This is a genomic window from Acidimangrovimonas pyrenivorans (assembly GCF_042643245.1).
GTDB lineage: Bacteria > Pseudomonadota > Alphaproteobacteria > Rhodobacterales > Rhodobacteraceae > Acidimangrovimonas > Acidimangrovimonas pyrenivorans.
In genome coordinates, this window is record NZ_JBHRSK010000004.1 from 475,182 (window position 1) to 493,786 (window position 18,605).

Consider the following 18,605-nt stretch of genomic DNA (forward strand, 5'->3'; position numbering starts at 1 on the left):
GCGGCGTCAGCCCGCCGCCTTCTCCTCCAGCGCCATCCATTCCTCCTCGGCCGCCGCCAGCGCCGTCTGACGCTGTTCCAGCATTTCCGTCGCCTTGCGGAACTTCACCGGCTCGCGGCTGAACAGGTCGGGGTCCGAGAGCAGCTCGCCCAGCTTGGCGATCTCGGCCTCCAGCCGCTCGATCTCGTCGGGCAGCGCCTCGAGCCGGTGTTTCTCGGTGAAACTGAGGCCTTGCGGCGCCTTCTTCACCTCCGGCTTCGGCTGCGGCGCGGAAACCTTCGGTTTCGCGGGCTTTTCCGCCGATGCCGCCCCCTCGCCGCGTTGTGCCCGGTAATCGGTCCAGCCGCCGGCATAGATCGTCGCCTTGCCGTCGCCCTCCATCGCGATCGTCGTCGTCGCCACCCGGTCGATGAAATCGCGGTCGTGGCTGACCAGCAGCACGGTGCCGTCGTAATCGCCCAGGATCTCCTGCAGCAGGTCGAGGGTTTCGACGTCGAGGTCGTTGGTCGGTTCGTCCAGCACCAGCAGGTTCGATTCGCGCGCCATCAGCCGCGCCAGCAGCAGCCGCGCCTTCTCGCCGCCCGAGAGCGAGCGCACCGGCGCCCGCGCCTGACGCTCGTCGAACAGGAAGTCCTTGAGGTAGCCGACGACGTGCCGCGGCGCGCCGCGCACCATCACCTGGTCCGAGCGGCCGGAGACCCGCATCTCGGGATCGCCGGTCAGGTTGTCCCACAGGCTGGCATCGGGGTCGAGCTGGGCCCGGGTCTGGTCGAACACGGCCAGCGCGACATTGGCGCCCAGCCGCACCGATCCCGTATCCGGCGGCAGCTGCCCGATCAGCATCTTCAGCAGCGTCGTCTTACCGGCGCCGTTGGGGCCGACGAAGGCGATGCGCTCGCCGCGCTGGACCCGCAGCGAGAAGTCGCGCAGGATCACGTTGTCGCCGAAAGCCTTGGAAATCCCCTTGGCCTCGATCACCAGCTTGCCGGATTTCGGCCCCGTGTCGAGGGCCATCGCCGCCGCGCCCTGGCGTCGGATCTGTGCCGCCCGTTCGGCCCGCAGCGCCGCCAGCGCCCGCAGCCGGCCCTGGTTGCGCTTGCGCCTTGCGCTGATGCCCTCGACGGCCCACCGCGCCTCGGCCTTGATCTGGCGGTCGAGCTTGTGCCGCGCGGCGTCCTCCTCGGCCCAGATCTTCTCGCGCCAGTCCTCGAAGCCCTCGAAACCCTGCTCGCGCCGCCGCATCTCGCCGCGGTCGAGCCACAGCGTCGCCCGGGTCAGCGCGCGCAGGAAGGCGCGGTCGTGGCTGATCAGGACGAAGGCGGCGCGGGTTTCGCGCAGCTGGCCCTCGAGCCACTCGATCGCCTGGATGTCGAGGTGGTTGGTCGGTTCGTCGAGCAGCATCAGCTCCGGCGCCTCGGCCATCAGCTTGGCCAGCGCCGCCCGCCGCCGCTCGCCGCCCGAGGCGGTGGCGACCGGCGTCGCCGGATCGAAGCCCAGCCCCTCGGCCGCCATCTCGACGCGGTATTCCTCGCCATGCTCCAGCCCGTGTGTCGCGTAGTCGCCCAGCGTGGCGAAGCCGCTCAGGTTGGGATCCTGCTCCATGTAGCCGACGGAAACGCCGGGCGGCAGGACGCGGGCGCCGTGATCGGGCTCGACCAGCCCGGCCATCAGCTTCATCAGCGTCGACTTGCCCGACCCGTTGCGCCCGACCAGCGCCAGCCGGTCGCCGGGCTGGACGATCAGGTCGAGTCCATCGAAGACCGGCTCGCCGCCGAAGGTGAGGGAGATGCCGGAGAGCTGGAGAAGGGGTGCACGTGCCATGCGCCGGAGCTAGCCGGGTGGCGGGACGGCGTCAACGGGAAGGATGCGCGGGGCGGACCGCCCCGCCGTCATTGGCCCTGGACGACGACGCGGAAAAAGGGCGAGGGGCTGTCTGCCCCTCGCGCTCCCCGAGGATATTTTCGAGCAGAAAGTGGCAGAGGAGGCTCGGAACCGAGGGGCGCCGGGTCTGGCCGCAGGGTCTCAGCCGGCGACGCCGCGCAGCAGGCGGGCGCGGGCGGGCGGGATCGCGCGGATCTCGAGGCCGGTGAAGACGTGCAGCGTGTTGAGTTCGCGGTCGACCACGGCATGGTCGGAGACCCAGCCGCCCATGACCAGATAGGTGCGCAGCAAGGGCGGCATCGCCAGCATCGCCCGCTTGGCGTCGGGCTTGCGCCGGCGCAGGACCCGGGCGAAGCGGAAGACGTCGGGCGCCTTGACCCGCGGCAGCCAGCGCCGCGGCGCCAGGTGGCGCTCCTTGAGCATGGCGAAGGCGTCGAGATAGGCCTCGGCCTCGGTACCGTCGAAGGAGGAGCAGCCGAACAGCATCTCGACCCCCTCGGCGTCGACATAGGCCGTCATCGCGCCCCAGGCGACGCGCAGGATGTCCGGGTCGTGCCAGTCGGGATGGAGGCAGAAGCGGCCCATCTCGACCATCGGGCCGTCGAAGTCCTGCAGCGCCGAGAGCTCGTAATATTGCGCCGAGTAGCTGCGCCCGATCTCGCGCCCGGCGCTCAGCGGCAGCAGCCGGAAGCAGCAGACCAACGTGCCGCTGCGCGCCTCCTCGACCAACACGTGGCGGCAGAGCGGGTCGAAGGCGTCGGCGTCGATCCCGGTGCCGCAGGCACTGCCCGAGGCCCCGGCGGCGGCGCCGCGATTGGCGATGAAGGCGAGATGACGCAGCCGCTGGGCGGCCAAGAGATCGGCCGCGCTCTCGGCGAACCGCGCCGCATAGCGGCCCTTGCGAAGTGACAGCATCGCGCTCTCCTGCCAGTGCGGGTGCCCGTGCGGGGCCCGGCCGGCCCCGTCCCGATCATCATAGCACGCAAGATGTATCACCACGACGACAGCCGCGCCCCGGGGCCTATTTCAGGTAGTCGCTGGCCTGGACGTTGCCGATATTGCCCATCAGCTGCTTGAGGAAGCCGATGCCCTTGACGTTGCTGGTGGTCACCCGGCGGCTGAGCGCGACGACATTGCCGTCCTTGAGGCCGAATCGCTCGACATTCTCGACCCTGCCGGCCTTGGTGAAGCTGATCGCGACCGCCTGGCGCTGCACCTCCTGCGGCGGGCGCAGGCCGAACTGCTTCCAGCGGCTTTCGACATAGTACCAGGCCGCCGGGTCGAGCATCCCGACTGCGGAGGGGTCGCCGATCTTCTGGCGCACGCTGTCGCGGGTATCCGTGCCGACCTTGACCTGGGCCAGTTCGTCGTCGGTGGGAATGTAGCCGTGATTGCGATAGGTCGCCGAGCAGGCCGTCACAGCGGCCACGACCACCCCCGCCACGGCGATCCGCGTCAGGTAAAGCGCCTTGCTCATACCACCCTCTTGCCTTGCAGCCTCAAGCCTCGTATCCGGCTTATAGAAGGAATGGCGAGGGTTCAAGAAAGGAACTCCGCCCGCGGCGCGCCGCCCGGTCACGGTTCCCGGCGCCGCTTTTCGCCCGGCGGCGGGCGGCCACCTGAAGGATAAGGCCCAAGAAAGGCCAAACTAAAATGCCCCAGCAACTCCCCGTCTTCCATCCGCTGCGCGTCGCCGACCTGCCGGCGCGCAAGCCGACCCGCTTCAAGCTGCGCCCCGAGGGCGAGACCCTGGGGCTGATCGCCCAGCTGGTCGGCGCCGACGCCGTGCGCAAGCTGAGCTTCGAGGGCGCGCTGCGGCCCGAGGGCAAGCGCGACTTCGTTCTCGAGGCCCGGCTCGGCGCCACCGTTGTCCAACCCTGCGTCGTCACCCTTGCCCCGGTCACCACCCGGATCGAGGAGGAGGTGGTGCGCCGCTACCTGGCCGAGATGCCCGAGCCGAACGGCGACGAGGTCGAGATGCCCGAGGACGACAGCGCCGAGCCGCTGCCCGAGGTCATCGACCCCGGCGCGGTGATGCTCGAGGCGCTGGCGCTGGCGCTGCCGCTCTATCCCCGGGTGCCCGAGGCCGAGCTTGGCGAGGCCAGTTTCGCCGCCCCCGGCACCGCGCCGCTGACCGACGAGGCGGTCAAGCCCTTCGCCGGGCTGGCCGGGCTGCGCGACAAGCTCGCCGGCAAGGAAGATGGCAAGGACGACGGGAGCGACGACGGGAGCGACGACGAAACGCCGTAACCTGCGGCAGAAAAGACTTGCGCCGGCACAGAATCCCAGTATGTTCCGCGCCTCGTTTACATCATGGGTTGGACATTGCGCCGCAAGGGTGCGAGACAGTCTGAACCCCTAGGAACAACAGGGGCACAAGCCCCAGAAGCCCGAGGTTGAGACATGGCAGTCCCTCAGAACCGAGTCACCCGCTCCCGCCGCAACATGCGCCGTTCGCATGACGCGCTGACCGCCGCGAACCCGGCCGAGTGCCCGGAATGCGGTGAACTGAAGCGTCCGCATCACGTCTGCCCGTCCTGCGGCCATTACGACCAGCGCGAGGTCGTCGCGACCGCCGAGGTCGATCTGGACGACGACGCGGCATAAGCTGCGCGTGACTGCGCCTGGGAGGCAGACCGGGATGACCGGACTCGTCGATCAGCCCGAGAAGGGTAACGGGCGCATTGTGATATCCGTCGACGCGATGGGGGGCGACCGTGGCCCGGCAGCTGTTGTTGCCGGGCTCGAGAAGTTTGCCGCCAAGCAACCCGGCGTCTATTTCATCGTCCATGGCGACGAGACGGTGCTGAACAAGCTGGCCGGCCGCCGCAAGGCGCTGGCCGGGCGCTACGAGATTCGTCACGCCCCCAAGGTGGTGACGATGGATGCCAAGCCCAGCCACGTGATGCGCAACGGCGCCGGCACCTCGATGTGGTCGGCGGTCGAGAGCGTGCGCAACAACGAGGCCACGGTGGCCGTGTCCTGCGGCAATACCGGGGCGCTGATGGCGCTGTCGATGATCCGGCTGCGCAAGCTCGAGGGCGTCAACCGCCCCGCCATCGCCTGCCTGTGGCCGTCGCGCAACCCGTCGGGCTTCAACGTGATGCTGGACGTCGGCGCCGACATCAAGGCCGATGCCGAGGACCTGCTGCAATACGCGCTGATGGGCACCTCCTATGCCCGCAACGGCATGGACCTGGCCCGGCCGCGGGTCGGGCTGCTCAATGTCGGCACCGAGGAGCACAAGGGCCGGGCCGAGCTCAAGCTGGCCCATGACCTGATCGCCGATGCCGCCGAGGCCGGCAATTTCGACTATGTCGGTTTCGTCGAGGGCAGCGACCTGCCGTCGAATCGGGTCGACGTGATCGTCACCGACGGCTTCACCGGCAATGTCGCGCTGAAGACCGGCGAGGGCACGGCCAAGCTGGTCGGCGACTTCCTGAAAGAGGCCTTCGCCGCCACGCCGCTGAGCCGAATCGCGGCGCTGCTGGCGTTGACCTCGCTGCGCCGGCTGCAGAAACGGATCGACCCGCGCCGGGTCAATGGCGGGGTGTTCCTCGGCCTCAACGGCACGGTGGTGAAATCGCACGGGTCCGCGGACGCGACCGGGGTGGCGGCGGCGATCACGCTGGCCAGCCAGCTGGCGCGCTCGGGCTTTCAGGAGCGGCTGGCGGCGCGGGTTGCATCCGCCGCGGGCCCGAGGCAGGATGCCGCCCGGGATGCGGACAGCAACAGTGGGGCCGAATGACAATACGCGCCGTGGTCAGGGGCGTCGGGCACTATCTGCCCGAACGCGTGGTGCCCAATTCCGAGTTCGAAGCCACGCTCGACACCTCTGACGAGTGGATCCGGACCCGCTCGGGGATCGAACGGCGTCATTTCGCCGCCGAGGGCCAGACGACATCGGATCTGGCGACCCGCGCCGCCAAGGCCGCGCTGGAACATGCCGGCATCGCGGCGGACGATCTCGACGCCGTCATCGTCGCCACCTCGACCCCCGATCTCACCTTCCCCTCGGTCGCGACCATGGTGCAGTCGGCCCTCGGCATGACCCGCGGCTTCGGTTTCGACGTCCAGGCGGTCTGCGCCGGCTTCGTCTACGCCCTGACCAACGCCAACGCGCTGATCGTCGCCGGCCAGGTCGATCGCGTGCTTGTGATCGGCGCCGAGACCTTCAGCCGGATCATGGACTGGACCGACCGCTCGACCTGCGTGCTGTTCGGCGACGGCGCCGGGGCGGTGGTGCTCGAACGCCAGCAAGGCAGCGGCACCAAGGACGACCGCGGCATCCTCGCCGCCGACCTGCATTCCGACGGCCGCTATCGCGACATGCTCTATGTCGATGGCGGGGTGTCGAGCACCGGCACCTCGGGCTATCTGCGCATGCAGGGCAACGCGCTGTTCCGGCAGGCGGTGGAAAAGCTGACCTCGACCGCCGATGCGGCGCTGGACAAGGCCGGGCTGGGCCATGGCGATGTCGACTGGATCGTGCCGCACCAGGCCAATATCCGCATCATCGCCGGCACCGCCAAGAAGCTCGGCGTGTCGATGGATCGCGTGGTGCTGACGGTCGCCGATCACGGCAATACCTCGGCGGCATCGATTCCCCTCGCCCTCTCGGTCGGGGTCGAACGCGGCCAGATCAAGCCCGGAGATCTGCTGGTTACAGAGGCGATCGGCGGCGGCCTGGCCTGGGGCTCGGTGGTATTGCGCTGGTAACGGGCGTGAACGGCCCCGTCCAAGCCATTGACATTGACTCGGAAATTCAATTCCCACATCCTTCCGTTGAAACACGGGGGGACGTGATGAGCGACAAGACACTGACGCGCATGGACCTGAGCGAAGCGGTTTTCCGCGAGGTCGGGCTTTCGCGCAACGAATCCGCCCAGCTGGTCGAGAGCGTGCTGCAGCATGTTTCCGACGCGCTGGCAGCCGGTGAAACGGTCAAGATTTCCTCGTTCGGCACCTTCTCGGTGCGCGACAAGGCCGCCCGCATCGGCCGCAATCCCAAGACCGGGGAAGAGGTACCGATCCATCCCCGCCGGGTTCTGACCTTCCGGCCCTCGCATCTGATGAAGGACCGGGTCGCCTCCGGCAACCGGGGCTGAGGGCCGCGCGCGGATGGAGAAGTCGCCCGACGCGTTCCGAACCATCAGCGAAGTGTCCGAGGCACTGGATACGCCCGCCCATGTCCTGCGCTTCTGGGAAACCCGCTTCACCCAGGTGAAGCCGGTCAAGCGCGCCGGCGGCCGGCGCTATTACCGGCCTTCGGACGTGGCGCTGCTGACCGGCATCAAGAAGCTGCTGCACGAGGACGGGATGACGATCCGCGGCGTGCAGAAGCTGCTGCGCGAACAGGGCATCCGCCATGTCGCCGCCCTCGCCGCCACGCCCGAGGAAGGCGCCGCGGAAACGGTCGAGCGCAGCGTGGCGCCGGAAGCGCCGATGATCCTCGACGTGCCTGTCGAAGCGGAAACGGTGCCGCAGGACAACGTCGTGCCGCTATCGGCCCGCAAGGCAGAGGCGCCGGAGCCCACGCCGCCGGAATCGCCTGCCGCCGAGTCGGCGCCCCCCGTCGAGGCGCCGGCCGGGTCTCCGGACGAGCCGCAGGGCGACCTTTTCGCCGAGCCCTCCGCCGCGCCGGCGCCGGACCGGTCCGCCCATCCTCTGACCCGGGCCGAGCCGGGCCCTCTTGCCGGGGCCGGGTCCGAGACCGAGGACCCGCCGCTCGCCAGCCGCCTGCGCGCCCTGCCCCGCCAGCCCGCACCGGGCCAGGCCGAGCGGATCGCGGCCCTGCGCGACCGTCTGGCGGCGCTGCGCGACAGCCTCGCGGCGCGCGCCGGACGCAGCCATCGCTAGGGCGAAAATCGATGCGCTTTCGCCCTTGCCCCCGCCGGCAATCTTGCTATGTATCGTCGCCGTCGGGCCGTGGCGCAGCCTGGTTAGCGCGTCCGTCTGGGGGGCGGAAGGTCGCGAGTTCGAATCTCGCCGGCCCGACCATCACCGAACCGCCCGTAGCCTCCGAGGCTGCGGGCGGTCGCGTATCCGGGGGGAACCGATGACCACAGCCGGGGTTCTGCCCGCGCAGACGCTCAAGCAGATGATCGCCACCGGGGCCATCGCCGCCGATCCCGCGATCACCGAGGAGCAGATCCAGCCCGCCAGTCTCGACCTGCGGCTCGGCACCGTCGCCTATCGCGTCCGCGCCTCCTTCCTCGCCGGCGCCGGCCGCAGCGTCGCCGAGCGGATCGCCGAATTCGAGATGCACCGCATCGACCTCAGCGACGGCGCGGTGCTGGAAAAGGGCTGCGTCTACGTCGTCCCGCTGATGGAACGGCTGGCCCTGCCCGATGACATCCAGGCCGTCGCCAATGCCAAGAGCTCGACCGGCCGGCTCGACCTGCTGACCCGGGCGATCATCGATGGCGGCACGGAATTCGACCGGATCCCAGCGGGTTACGAGGGGCCGCTCTATGCCGAGATCTGCCCGCGCAGCTTCTCGGTGCTGGTCCGGCCGGGCATGCGGCTGAACCAGATCCGTTTCCGCCGCGGCCATGCGGTGCTGGACGATGACGAGCTCCGGGCGCTCGACAAGGAGGTCGGACTGGTCTCGGGCACGGCGCTGATCTCGGACGGGCTCGGCTTCTCGGTCGACCTGCGCCCGACCGAGGGCGCCCTGGTCGGCTACCGCGCCAAACCCCATACCGGCGTCGTCGACCTCGACCGCATCGGCCATTACGACCCGGCCGAGTTCTGGGAGGAGGTCAATGCCCGCGACGGCCGCATCATCCTCGATCCCGGCGCCTTCTACATCCTGGTCAGCCGCGAGGCGGTGACGATCCCGCCGACCCACGCCGCCGAGATGGCGCCCTACCTGGCCATGGTCGGCGAGTTCCGGGTCCATTACGCCGGCTTCTTCGATCCCGGCTTCGGCTGGGCCGCGGCGGGCGGTGCCGGTTCGCGCGGGGTGCTCGAGGTGCGCTGCCACGAGGCGCCCTTCGTGCTCGAACACGGCCAGGTCGTCGGCCGGCTGGTCTACGAGCGCATGGTCGCGCCGCCGGAAACCCTCTACGGCGCCGATATCGCCTCGAACTACCAGGGCCAGGGGCTGAAGCTGGCCAAGCATTTCCGCGCCCCCGCCAAGCGCCCCTGAAGCGCGATCAATTTCCCGCCGACAAGGTCCGGCGCCCCCTTGTGCGCCGGCCCGTGGCAAAGGAAACTGCGCCGCGAACGACTTGCTGGAGCCGCCTCATGCGCCTTGCCGCCGCCCTTCTCACCTGCCTGATGCTCACCACGCTCGCCGCCCGGGCCGAGACGGTGCTGACGCTGGGCATCTATCTCTGGACAGGTTCGGACAGCGAGCCGGTGCGGGCGCAATACATGAGCATCGCCAGCGGCGTCGCCGAGGCCGAGACCGACGGGCCCGAGGGCTACAACTCGACCAGCCGGCCGGTGACCGACAAGGAGTTGAGCCTGATGAAGGCCGCGATCCGTGGCCGGATGACGGCGCTGACGCTGGAGCCGAAGAAGCCGGTCGATCCGCCCTTCGTCACTGTCGAATGGCATTTCTCGGACGAGATGGGCTATGCCGAGGGCATCGGCACCTATCCGCTCGACCAGGTGCCGGCCGCCGTGCAGGCCTTCCAGCAGGAGGCTTTCGGCAAGAGCTATGGCAATGCCTCCCTGCCGCCGGCGAAACCGCAGACGCCGGAGACGCCGCCGGCCCCGGAGGCGCCCCCGGAGGCGCCGGCCTCAGCCGACTAGATCGCGGCTTCTAGAACCGGCCGATCCGCCGCACCAGCCGCGCCGCCTGCCGGGCGCGCCTGGTGGTCTCGGCGCTCTGGCGGGCCTTCTGGCGCTCTTCCGGGGTCATGTCGCGGCTTTGCTTGTGCCCCTGGTTGCGCCCCTGCGGCTTGCCCGAGGCGATGTCGATCCCCTTGGAAATGCCGCGGTTCATCGCCTGGCGCAGCAGCCGGCGCAGGATCATCTCGATCAGGCGGGTCAGGTCCATCGGCGCTCCTTTCCCCGGTCAGCCCGGGCCCGTTCGCAGCGGCTGCTCAGTCCTCGCGCAGCGGCTGCTCAGTCCTCGAACAGCTCGCTCTGGCCGGTCACTTCTTCCTCTTCCTCGTCCTCGGCGATCGACTGGCCCATGCCGCCCGGCAACGGCCGGTTGTCCAACAGCCCCGCCGCCCGCAGCTCCTTCAGCCCCGGCAGGTCGCGGGCGCTTTCCAGCCCGAAATGGTCGAGGAAGGTCTCGGTGACGACGAAGGTGACGGGCCGGCCCGGCGTCATCCGGCGGCGGCCGAAGCGGATCCATTCCATCTCCAAGAGCTGGTCGATGGTGCCGCGGCTGACCGCGACGCCGCGGATTTCCTCGATCTCGGCCCGGGTGCAGGGCTGGTGATAGGCGATGATCGCCAGCGTCTCGATGGCGGCGCGCGACAGCTTGCGCGTCTCCACCGTCTCCTTGTGCAGCAGGTGGCCGAGATCGGGCGCGGTGCGGAAGGCCCAGGCGTCGCCGACCTTGACGACGCGCACGCCGCGGCCCTCGTAACGCTTGCGCAGGTGGACCAGGGCCTCGGCCGGATCGGCGCCATGCGGCATCCGCGTCTCGAGCTCCCTCACCGTCACCGGTTCGGTCGAGGCGAACAGGATGGCCTCGACCATGCGCTCCTGCTCGGCCATCGGCGGGGCCTCGAACAGGCTCTGTTCGCCCTCTTCGGGATGTACGGCGTCTTCGGACATCAGTCGTTTTTCTTTCGGATCTGGATCGGCGCGAAGGTCTCGCCCTGTCTTACCTCGATCTGGCCGCGCTTGGCGAGTTCGAGGACGGCGGCGAAATGGGCGGCGGTGGCCGAGCGGCGGCGGCCCGGGTCGGCTTCCCAGCCCTCGGGCAGGTAGCTGACGAGGTCGGTCCAGTCGCCGGCATAGCCGATCAGGCTGCGCATCCGGTCGAGCGCCTGCTCCATGGTGAAGACGTGCTCGCGGTCCATGACGAAGGGCCGGAACTCGTCGCGGGTGCGGATCCGCGCGTAGCCCTGCATCAGGTCGAGCAGCGTCGCGCTATAAGTGACGGTGCGGCGCCGGGTGACGTCCTCGGGCAGGCCGCGGGCGAAGAAGTCCCGCCCCTTCTGGTCGCGCGCCATAAGCTGCGCGGCGGCCTCGCGCATCGCCTGCAGCCGTTCGAGCTGGAACGCCAGGTGGGCGGCCATGTCTTCGGCCGAGGGGCCCTCCTCCTCCGGATCCGGCGGCAGCAGAAGGCGCGATTTCAGGAAGGCGAGCCAGGCCGCCATCACCAGGTAATCCGCCGCCAGCTCGATCCGCAGCGCCTTGGCGCGCTCGACGAAGCCGAGATACTGCTCGGCCAGCTGCAGCACCGAGATCCTGCGCAGGTCGACCTTCTGGGTCCGCGACAGCGTCAGCAGCAGGTCGAGCGGCCCCTCGAAGCCGTCGACATCGACGATCAAGGCCTCGGCCGCCAGCCGCGCCTCGACCGGCGATTGCGCCGCGCCTTCCTGCCAGTCCTCTTCAGCCATCCGCCTGCCCGTCCAGAAGGCTCTCAAGCTCGGCCTCGGCGGCGGCGATGTCAATGGGCGCGGGCAGGTGGCGGGCGGCCAGCGCGGCGGCGGCCCGGCGCGCCCCGGCCGCGCTCAGGTGCCCGGCGGCGGCGACCACCGCCTCCATCTCGGGGATCTCGCCGTTGCAGTGCAGGGCGATGTCGCAACCGGCGGCGATGGCGGCGCCGGCCCGGTCGCCGATGCTGCCCGCCAGCGCCTGCATCGACAGGTCGTCGGTCACCAGCAATCCGCCAAAGCCGATCTCGTCGCGGATCAGGCGCAGCAGCGTCGGTGACTGGGTCGCCGGGCGGTCGGGATCGAAGGCGGTGTAGACGATATGGGCCGTCATCGCCATCGGCAGATCGTTGAGCGCCCGGAAGGTGGCGAAATCGCTCTGCCGCAGAGTGTCGGCATCGGCCGTCACCGTCGGCAGGCTCAGGTGGCTGTCAGTCGTCGCCCGGCCATGGCCCGGCAGATGCTTGACCACGGGCAGCACGCCGCCGGCCAGCAGCGCATCGGCGACCGCGCGGGCGACCCAGACCACGCTGGCCAGATCGCTGCCGTAGCAGCGGTTGCGCAGGAACGGATGGGTGTCCGCGGTGGCGATATCGGCGCAGGGGGCGCAATTGGCATCGAGCCCGGCGGCGCGCAGCTCATGGGCGATCAGGCGGTAGCGCAGGCCCATGGCGCGGGCGGCGTTCGAGCCGGTCCGCGCCACCTGGTCGAGCGGCGGCAGCCATTCGCGCCAATGCGGCGCGCGCAGGCGCTGGACCCGGCCGCCTTCCTGATCGACCAGCACCGGCGCCTCGCGGCCGACGGCCTCGCGCAGATCGGCGGTCAGGCGGCGCAGCTGGGCCGGGCTTTCGACATTGCGGGCGAAGAGGATGAAGCCCCAGGGATCGGCGGCCCGGAAGAAGGCGCGCTCACCGGCTGTCAGCGCCGGGCCGGCGCAGCCCAGGATCGTGGCCCCCGGGGGTGAACCGCCCGCCATCAGCGCAGGATCACCGGCACGCAGGCGGCATCGTCGGCCAGCAGCGCGGCGCAGAAGCGGCGGGCATCGGCCTCGTCGCTGAAACCGGCGGCACGCAGCCGGTAGAAGGTGCGGCCAGCACTCTCGGCTTTCTGGATCACCCGGTTCTTGCCGCCCAGCAGGCCGGAGAAACGGCGGGCCATCTTGTCCCATTCGGCGCGGGCGACATCGACGCTGTCGAAGGCGCCGAGCTGCACCAGCCGGGTGCCGGCGGGCAGGCTGGCGCCGTCGATCTCGGTCACCTGCGGCGCCGCCGGCGCGGCGGGAACCGGCAGCAGGTCGTCGGGCCGCCGCAGCGGGATCGGAGAGCGGGTCACGGCGCCGGGCGGTGCCGGGGCGACACCGGGCTGCGTCGCCCGGGTGGCCGAGGCGATGGCGGCGGCGACCGGATCGTTCGGCGCTGCCTCCGTCGAGACCGCGGGCGGCGCTTCCGGCGTGGCCGGCTTGCCATCTTCGGCGGCGCGGTCCTCGGAGGTCAGCTGCACCGGCGCCGGCGCCAGGATGACCTTGTTGGGCAAGTCGGGCTGCGGCTCGTCGCCGGCGATCGCGTTGACCGCCAGCCCCTGGTGGGCGGCGATCTGGCCGCCCGGGTCCTCGGGCGCGATCCGCAGCGGCCCCTTCAGCGCCCGGATCACCGGCACCCCGGTCACGTCGCGCACCGCCAGCTGGTAGCCCCAGATACCGACGCCGATCACCAGCGCCAGCGAGGTCAGCGCCCCGGCCCAGTTGACCACGCGCTGCACGTTATCGGGATTCAGCCAGCTGCCGCCCTCATCGAATTGGTCGAATTCCACGTCCGCCATGCTCTGCCTCACCGCCCGGGCAGCGCGAAGGATGCGGCGCCGCCGGCTGTCTTGCCTGTCACCGCCGGCGGGCGCTTGTGATCAGCGCATTTCCTCGACCGGCGTGACCCCAAGGATAGCAAGACCGGAGGAAATGACAACCGCGACCGCCCTGGCGAGGGCGATTTTCGCCTGCGAGGTGGTCACGTCGCCGTCCTGGATGAAGCGCAGCGAAGTGTCGTCATTGCCGCGTGTCCAATGGGCGTGCAGGTCCGAGGCGAGCTCGTAGAGGTAGAAGGCGACGCGGTGCGGCTCGTGCCCGCGGGCGGCGATCTCGACCAGCCGCGGCCATTCGGCGATCTTGCGCGCCAGTTCCAGCTCGGCGGTATGGGTCAGCAGGTGCAGGTCGGCCCCGGCCAGCGCCGCGTCGCTGGTGTCGATGCCGATCTCGGCCGCCTTGCGCAGCACCGAGCACACCCGGGCATGGGCATACTGGACGTAGAAGACCGGGTTGTCCTTCGACTGCTCGAGCACCTTGTCGAAGTCGAAATCCAGCGCCGCGTCGTTCTTGCGCGTCAGCATGACGAAACGGGTGACGTCGGCCCCGGCCTGCTCGACCACGTCGCGCAGGGTGACGAAGGTGCCGGCGCGCTTGGACATCTTGAAGGGCTCGCCGTTCTTGTAGAGCTTGACCAGCTGGATCAGCTTGATGTCCAGCGGCACGCGGCCGCCCGACAGCGCCGCAACCGCCGCCTTCATCCGCTTGACATAGCCGCCATGGTCGGCGCCGAAAATGTCGATCAACATGTCGAAGCCGCGGCTGACCTTGTCCCAGTGATAGGCGATGTCGGGCGCGAAATAGGTCCAGGAGCCGTCGGATTTCTTCACCGGCCGGTCGACATCGTCACCATGCGCGGTCGAGCGGAACAGGGTCTGTTCGCGCGGCTCCCAGTCTTCCGGGGTCTTGCCCTTCGGCGGTTCGAGCACGCCCTGGTAGATCAGCCCCTGCTTCTCGAGCTCGGCCAGCGCCGCCTCGATCTTGCCGGTGCCATAGAGCGCCTTCTCGCTGGAATAGACGTCCATGGTCACGCCGAGCAGGGCGAGGTCGTCGCGGATCATCTGCATCATCGCCTCGGTCGCGAAGGCGCGGACCTCGGCCAGCCAGTCGGCTTCCGGCTTGTTCAGCAGGCTGTCGCCATACTTCTCCTTCAGCGCCTCGCCGACCGGGATCAGGTAGTCGCCGGGATAGAGGCCCTCGGCGATCTCGGGACTGAGGCCGTTGGCCTCGCGGTAGCGCTCGTAGGCCGAGCGGGCGAGGACGTCGACCTGGGCGCCGCCGTCGTTGATGTAATATTCGCGGGTGACGTCGTAGCCGGCGACGTCGAGCAGCCGGGCCAGCGCATCGCCGAAGACGGCGCCGCGGGTATGGCCGACATGCATCGGCCCGGTCGGGTTGGCCGAGACGAACTCGACATTGACCTTGAGCCCCTGCCCCATCCCGGACTTGCCGTAATCCAGCCCGGCCGCGATCACGTCGCGCACCAGCCCGTGCCAGACATCCGGCACCAGCCGCATGTTGAGAAAGCCCGGCCCCGCCACTTCGGCGCCGGCGATGCGGGCATCGTCGCCCAGCTTGGCGGCCAGCGCCTCGGCGATGTCGCGCGGCTTCATCCGCGCCGGCTTGGCCAGCACCATCGCGGCGTTCGTCGCCATGTCGCCATGGGCGGGATCGCGCGGCGGCTCGACGGCGACGTTGGCGTAGTCGAGCCCCTCGGGCAGCACGCCCTCGGAGACCAGTTCGTTCAGCGCGTCGAGCACCCGGGCCCGGATCTCGGAAAACAGGTTCATCCATCCATCCTTTGTGTCCCGGCGGGGTTTACCACGCCGGATCGGCGGGTCAATGGGCGGGCGTTTTCCCGGCCTCTGGCTCTGCTGGCTCGGCCTCGGGCGGCAGCAGCGCGATCAGCTGGGTGCCGGGGGCCGATTTGACCTTGGCCTCGTCGGCGACGAAACGCAGCGCCCCGCCCGGCCCGAGCCGGCCCAGCAGCACCGCCTGCGGCCGCCTGGCACGCCAGTCGTCGAAGCCGAATTCCTCGGTCAGCCGGCTGGTGCCGATGGTCCAGCCCTCGATCATCTTCGCCTCCAGCGCCTCCGCGGTCTGGGCCGCGCCGAAGGCCCGCCCGCCCAGCGTCGCCGGCAGGGCGTGGCGGGCGTTCTCCTCCTTGTCGCGCGTCGTCTGGTAGACGTTGTCGCGGCCGAATTCCGGGCCGAGATCGGTCGCGACCAAGGTGTTGTAGGCATCGTTGTCGGTCGCGGCGACGGCCATGCCGAAGGCGACCAGCTCGACCGAGCTCTCGGCCCCTTCCGACAGGATGTCGCCCGAGAAGGCGGTCAACCCGGCGCGGCGGGCGCGGCGCAGGCGGCGATGGTTGGGATCGGCGATCAGCACCGGGATCTCGAGCTTCTTCAGCGCCTCGGCCAGCGCCACGGTGAAGCGGGTCGCGCCGACCAGCAGCACGCCCGGCTGCTCCGCCCCGCCCAGCCCCAGCAGCCGCGCCAGCGGACCCAGGGTGAAGCCGTGCAGCACCACCGTCACCGCCACCAGCACGAAGGCCAGCGGGCCGAGCAGCCGGCCATCCGCGACGCCGAGCGCCGCCAGCCGCTCGCCGAACAGCGCGGCGACGGCGACCAGGACGATGCCGCGCGGGCCGGTGAAGGCGATCAGCAGCCGCTCGCGCCCCGGCACCGGGGTGCCGATCAGCGCCAGGGCGACGGCCGCCGGCCGGGCGACGAGGATCACGGCCAGGACGAACAGCCCGGCCCGCCAGTCCAGCGCCTTGACCGCATCGAGATCCAGCCCCGCCGCCATCAGGATGAACACGCCCGAGACCAGCAGCACCGTCGCATGTTCCTTGAACCGGCGCAGCTCGTCATAGGAGGGCAGCCCGGCATTGGCGATGGCGACGCCCATCACGGTGACGGCCAGAAGGCCGGATTCGTGCAGCATGTGGTCCGACAGCGCGAAGACGGCGAGCAGCAGGGCGAAGAGGCCGGGCACCTTCATGTATTCCGGCACCTTGCCGGCGCGGAAGGCCCGGGCCAGGCCATAGCCCGCCGCCGCCCCGAGCGCGGCGGCGAAGCCGATGCCCAGCACCAGCTCCCAGGCCGCGCCGGAGGCGCTTGTGGCGGTGTGGCGCACCAGCACGACCTCGTAGGCCAGCACGGCGGCCAGCGCCCCGATCGGGTCGCCGACGATCGCCTCCCATTGCAGCAGCGCCGAGGGCCGGCGCGGCAGCCGCGCCTGGCGCAGCAAGGGCGCGATCACGGTCGGCCCGGTGACGATCATGATACCGCCGAACACCGCCGAGCTCTCCCAGTCCAGCCCGGCGACATGGCGCAGCGCCAGGGCCGAGAACAGCCAGCCCAGCGGCGCGCCGAAGAAGATCAGCCGCCGCACCCCGGCGCGGGCGTCTCCCAGCTTGTGGAAGTCGAGGCTCATCCCGCCCTCGAACAGGATGATGGCGACGGCGACCGAGATCATCGGCGCCATGATCGGGCCGATGTCGCGGGCCGGATCGAAGAGGCCGGCGACCGGACCGATGACAAGCCCCGCCGCCAGCATCAGCACGATGGCCGGCATCCGCAGCCGCCAGGCCAGCCACTGCGCCCCGACGCCCAGGACGCCGACCAGCGCGAAGGCCATCACGGGGGTCATCACGGCGGTCATCGCGGCCCCTGCCCCGGCGGCCTCAGCTGCCCCGGCGACGGCGCTCATGCGGCATGCCCGAACAGCCGCGCATGCTCCTGCAGCGCGAAGCGGTCGGTCATGCCGGCGACGTAATCGGCGACGATCCGGGCCAGCGCGGTCTCGTCGCCGGCGGTTTCGACATCCTGGCGCCACTCGGCCGGCAACAACTCCGGCCGGCGCATGAACAGCGGGAACAGGTCATTGACCACCCGGGTCACCCGCGCCCGCTCTTTCACCACCGAAGGGGCGCGGTACATCCGCTTGAACAGGAACGCCTTGACCGCCTTGATGTCCTGGTAGAGCGGCTTCGAGAAGCGGATGATCGTCACCCCCATCTGGCGGATGTCGGTCACGCTCTGTGGCTGGGCCGCCTCGAGCCGCTGCTGGGCGATGGCGATCACGTCCTCGACCATGGTGCCGAAGACCCGCCGCAGCGCCTCGTGCCGGCGCCGCATCGGGTCGAGCCCGGGATAGAGCCGGTCGACCTCCTCGAAGGCCGGGGCGGTGATCGGCAGCTCCATCAGGTCGTCCTCGGTGAACAGGCCCGAGCGCAGCCCGTCATGCAGGTCGTGGTGGTTGTAGGCGACGTCGTCGGCCACCGCCGCCACCTGGGCCTCGGCGCTGGCATGGGTGTCGAGCTCGAGGTCGAAGCCGTCGTTCACCTCGGCCAGCGCGTAGGGGTACGGCGGGGCGACCGGGCCGTTATGCTTGGCGATGCCCTCCAGCGTCTCCCAGGTCAGGTTGAGGCCGTCGAAATCGGCGTAGTGGCGTTCCAGCCGGGTGACGATGCGCAGCGCCTGGGCATTGTGGTCGAAGCCGCCATAGGGCGCCATCAGCTCGGCCATCGCGTCCTCGCCGGTATGGCCGAAGGGGGTGTGGCCCAGGTCGTGGGCCAGCGCGATCGCCTCGGCCAGGTCGGTGTTCAGCCCCAGCACCCCGGCGATGGTCCGCGCCACCTGCGCCACCTCGATCGTATGGGTCAGCCTCGTGCGGTAGTAATCGCCCTCGTGCTCGACGAAGACCTGGGTCTTGTGCTTGAGGCGGCGGAAGGCCGAGGAATGGATGATCCGGTCGCGGTCGCGCTGGAACGGCGAGCGGAAGGTGGAATAGCTTTCGGGATAAAGCCGCCCCCGGCTGTCCTCCGGGCGGCAGGCATAGGGCGCGAGCATGAGTTCTGCCTGTCCTTGTCGGGTCCTTTTCGCCACTCTATATGTGAAATATCGCAGCAATGATACGGGTCTTACCATGAGCCTGACAGTTCCGCCCCGGGTCACCGACCGTGCCTTCGCCCGCCTCGCCGAGATCGCGGCCGAGGCCGAGGGTCCGCATGCGCTGCGCGTCGCCGTCGAGGGCGGCGGCTGTTCGGGGTTCCAGTACGACATCAAGCTGGACGAGCCGGCCGAGGACGACCTGGTGCTTGAGAAGGACGGCCAGAAGGTGCTGATCGACAGCGTCTCGCTGCCCTTCCTAGCCGACGCGGTGATCGACTTCTCGGACGACCTGATCGGTGCCCGCTTCGTCGTCGAGAACCCCAACGCCACCTCCTCCTGCGGCTGCGGCACCTCCTTCTCGATCTAGGCGGGCGCCCCCGGCCCTGCAGGCGATCC

The 18,605-nt window shown here is 70.1% G+C and carries 20 protein-coding genes and 1 tRNA gene; 10 read left to right on the forward strand and 11 right to left on the reverse strand.

Going from position 1 to position 18,605, the window contains the following annotated elements:
- Positions 1-6: 6 nt before the first annotated feature.
- From ACFOES_RS05210 to ACFOES_RS05220, 3 genes are all read right to left on the reverse strand, one after another.
- Complete coding sequence (locus ACFOES_RS05210; RefSeq protein ID WP_377832126.1) at positions 7-1,821, reverse strand: ABC-F family ATP-binding cassette domain-containing protein; 1,815 nt, start codon at positions 1,819-1,821, stop codon at positions 7-9.
- A 201-nt stretch (positions 1,822-2,022) separates the two neighbouring features.
- Entirely contained in the window at positions 2,023-2,796 is a 774-nt protein-coding gene (locus ACFOES_RS05215; protein ID WP_377832128.1) for a GNAT family N-acetyltransferase, read from the reverse strand.
- A gap of 106 nt (positions 2,797-2,902) precedes the next feature.
- The gene (locus ACFOES_RS05220) at positions 2,903-3,358 is read right to left on the reverse strand and encodes an outer membrane protein assembly factor BamE (RefSeq protein WP_377832129.1); all 456 of its coding nucleotides are present in this window, start codon (positions 3,356-3,358) and stop codon (positions 2,903-2,905) included.
- A 176-nt stretch (positions 3,359-3,534) separates the two neighbouring features.
- Here ACFOES_RS05220 and ACFOES_RS05225 point away from each other — a divergent pair, with 176 nt between their 5' ends.
- The 9 genes from ACFOES_RS05225 (at position 3,535) to ACFOES_RS05265 (ending at position 9,645) form a co-directional block, all read left to right on the forward strand.
- The gene (locus ACFOES_RS05225) at positions 3,535-4,131 is read left to right on the forward strand and encodes a YceD family protein (protein WP_377832131.1); all 597 of its coding nucleotides are present in this window, start codon (positions 3,535-3,537) and stop codon (positions 4,129-4,131) included.
- 153 nt (positions 4,132-4,284) lie between these two features.
- Positions 4,285-4,488: a 50S ribosomal protein L32 gene (rpmF, locus tag ACFOES_RS05230; protein ID WP_377832132.1), complete on the forward strand. Its 204-nt coding sequence runs from the start codon at positions 4,285-4,287 to the stop codon at positions 4,486-4,488.
- Between the two features lie 34 nt (positions 4,489-4,522).
- Entirely contained in the window at positions 4,523-5,629 is a 1,107-nt protein-coding gene (gene plsX / locus ACFOES_RS05235) for a phosphate acyltransferase PlsX (protein WP_377832133.1), read from the forward strand.
- Complete coding sequence (locus ACFOES_RS05240) at positions 5,626-6,600, forward strand: beta-ketoacyl-ACP synthase III (RefSeq protein ID WP_377832135.1); 975 nt, start codon at positions 5,626-5,628, stop codon at positions 6,598-6,600. The genes plsX and ACFOES_RS05240 overlap by 4 nt, the downstream gene beginning before the upstream one ends.
- A gap of 86 nt (positions 6,601-6,686) precedes the next feature.
- Positions 6,687-6,989: an integration host factor subunit alpha gene (ihfA, locus tag ACFOES_RS05245; RefSeq protein ID WP_377832136.1), complete on the forward strand. Its 303-nt coding sequence runs from the start codon at positions 6,687-6,689 to the stop codon at positions 6,987-6,989.
- A gap of 52 nt (positions 6,990-7,041) precedes the next feature.
- Entirely contained in the window at positions 7,042-7,740 is a 699-nt protein-coding gene (locus tag ACFOES_RS05250; RefSeq protein WP_377832137.1) for a MerR family transcriptional regulator, read from the forward strand.
- Positions 7,741-7,803: 63 nt separating this feature from the next.
- Positions 7,804-7,881: transfer RNA gene (locus ACFOES_RS05255), tRNA-Pro, on the forward strand.
- 58 nt (positions 7,882-7,939) lie between these two features.
- A complete protein-coding gene (locus tag ACFOES_RS05260; RefSeq protein ID WP_377832138.1) occupies positions 7,940-9,034 on the forward strand; it encodes a 2'-deoxycytidine 5'-triphosphate deaminase in 1,095 nt (364 codons plus the stop codon).
- A 98-nt stretch (positions 9,035-9,132) separates the two neighbouring features.
- Positions 9,133-9,645: a hypothetical protein gene (locus ACFOES_RS05265; RefSeq protein ID WP_377832140.1), complete on the forward strand. Its 513-nt coding sequence runs from the start codon at positions 9,133-9,135 to the stop codon at positions 9,643-9,645.
- A gap of 10 nt (positions 9,646-9,655) precedes the next feature.
- On the opposite strand, the gene ACFOES_RS05270 is transcribed toward ACFOES_RS05265, so the two are convergent.
- From ACFOES_RS05270 to ACFOES_RS05305, 8 genes are all read right to left on the reverse strand, one after another.
- The gene (locus tag ACFOES_RS05270) at positions 9,656-9,892 is read right to left on the reverse strand and encodes a hypothetical protein (RefSeq protein WP_377832141.1); all 237 of its coding nucleotides are present in this window, start codon (positions 9,890-9,892) and stop codon (positions 9,656-9,658) included.
- 68 nt (positions 9,893-9,960) lie between these two features.
- The gene (gene scpB, locus ACFOES_RS05275) at positions 9,961-10,626 is read right to left on the reverse strand and encodes an SMC-Scp complex subunit ScpB (protein WP_377832142.1); all 666 of its coding nucleotides are present in this window, start codon (positions 10,624-10,626) and stop codon (positions 9,961-9,963) included.
- Positions 10,626-11,417, reverse strand: a complete 792-nt coding sequence (locus ACFOES_RS05280; protein ID WP_377832143.1) for a segregation and condensation protein A — start codon at positions 11,415-11,417, stop codon at positions 10,626-10,628. Before ACFOES_RS05280 ends, scpB begins: the two co-directional genes overlap by 1 nt.
- Positions 11,410-12,429 (reverse strand): beta-N-acetylhexosaminidase, encoded by a 1,020-nt coding sequence (gene nagZ / locus ACFOES_RS05285; protein WP_377832144.1) that lies wholly within the window; start codon positions 12,427-12,429, stop codon positions 11,410-11,412. Before nagZ ends, ACFOES_RS05280 begins: the two co-directional genes overlap by 8 nt.
- Positions 12,429-13,271: an SPOR domain-containing protein gene (locus ACFOES_RS05290; protein WP_377832145.1), complete on the reverse strand. Its 843-nt coding sequence runs from the start codon at positions 13,269-13,271 to the stop codon at positions 12,429-12,431. The genes nagZ and ACFOES_RS05290 overlap by 1 nt, the downstream gene beginning before the upstream one ends.
- Positions 13,272-13,352: 81 nt before the next feature.
- A complete protein-coding gene (argS, locus tag ACFOES_RS05295) occupies positions 13,353-15,098 on the reverse strand; it encodes an arginine--tRNA ligase (RefSeq protein ID WP_377832146.1) in 1,746 nt (581 codons plus the stop codon).
- Positions 15,099-15,147: 49 nt separating this feature from the next.
- Positions 15,148-16,977: a cation:proton antiporter gene (locus tag ACFOES_RS05300; RefSeq protein WP_377832147.1), complete on the reverse strand. Its 1,830-nt coding sequence runs from the start codon at positions 16,975-16,977 to the stop codon at positions 15,148-15,150.
- A gap of 44 nt (positions 16,978-17,021) precedes the next feature.
- Positions 17,022-18,167, reverse strand: coding sequence for a deoxyguanosinetriphosphate triphosphohydrolase (locus tag ACFOES_RS05305; RefSeq protein WP_377832148.1), 1,146 nt, complete (start codon positions 18,165-18,167; stop codon positions 17,022-17,024).
- Positions 18,168-18,249: 82 nt separating this feature from the next.
- Here ACFOES_RS05305 and erpA point away from each other — a divergent pair, with 82 nt between their 5' ends.
- Positions 18,250-18,576 (forward strand): iron-sulfur cluster insertion protein ErpA, encoded by a 327-nt coding sequence (erpA, locus tag ACFOES_RS05310; RefSeq protein ID WP_377833007.1) that lies wholly within the window; start codon positions 18,250-18,252, stop codon positions 18,574-18,576.
- Positions 18,577-18,605 lie beyond the last annotated feature (29 nt).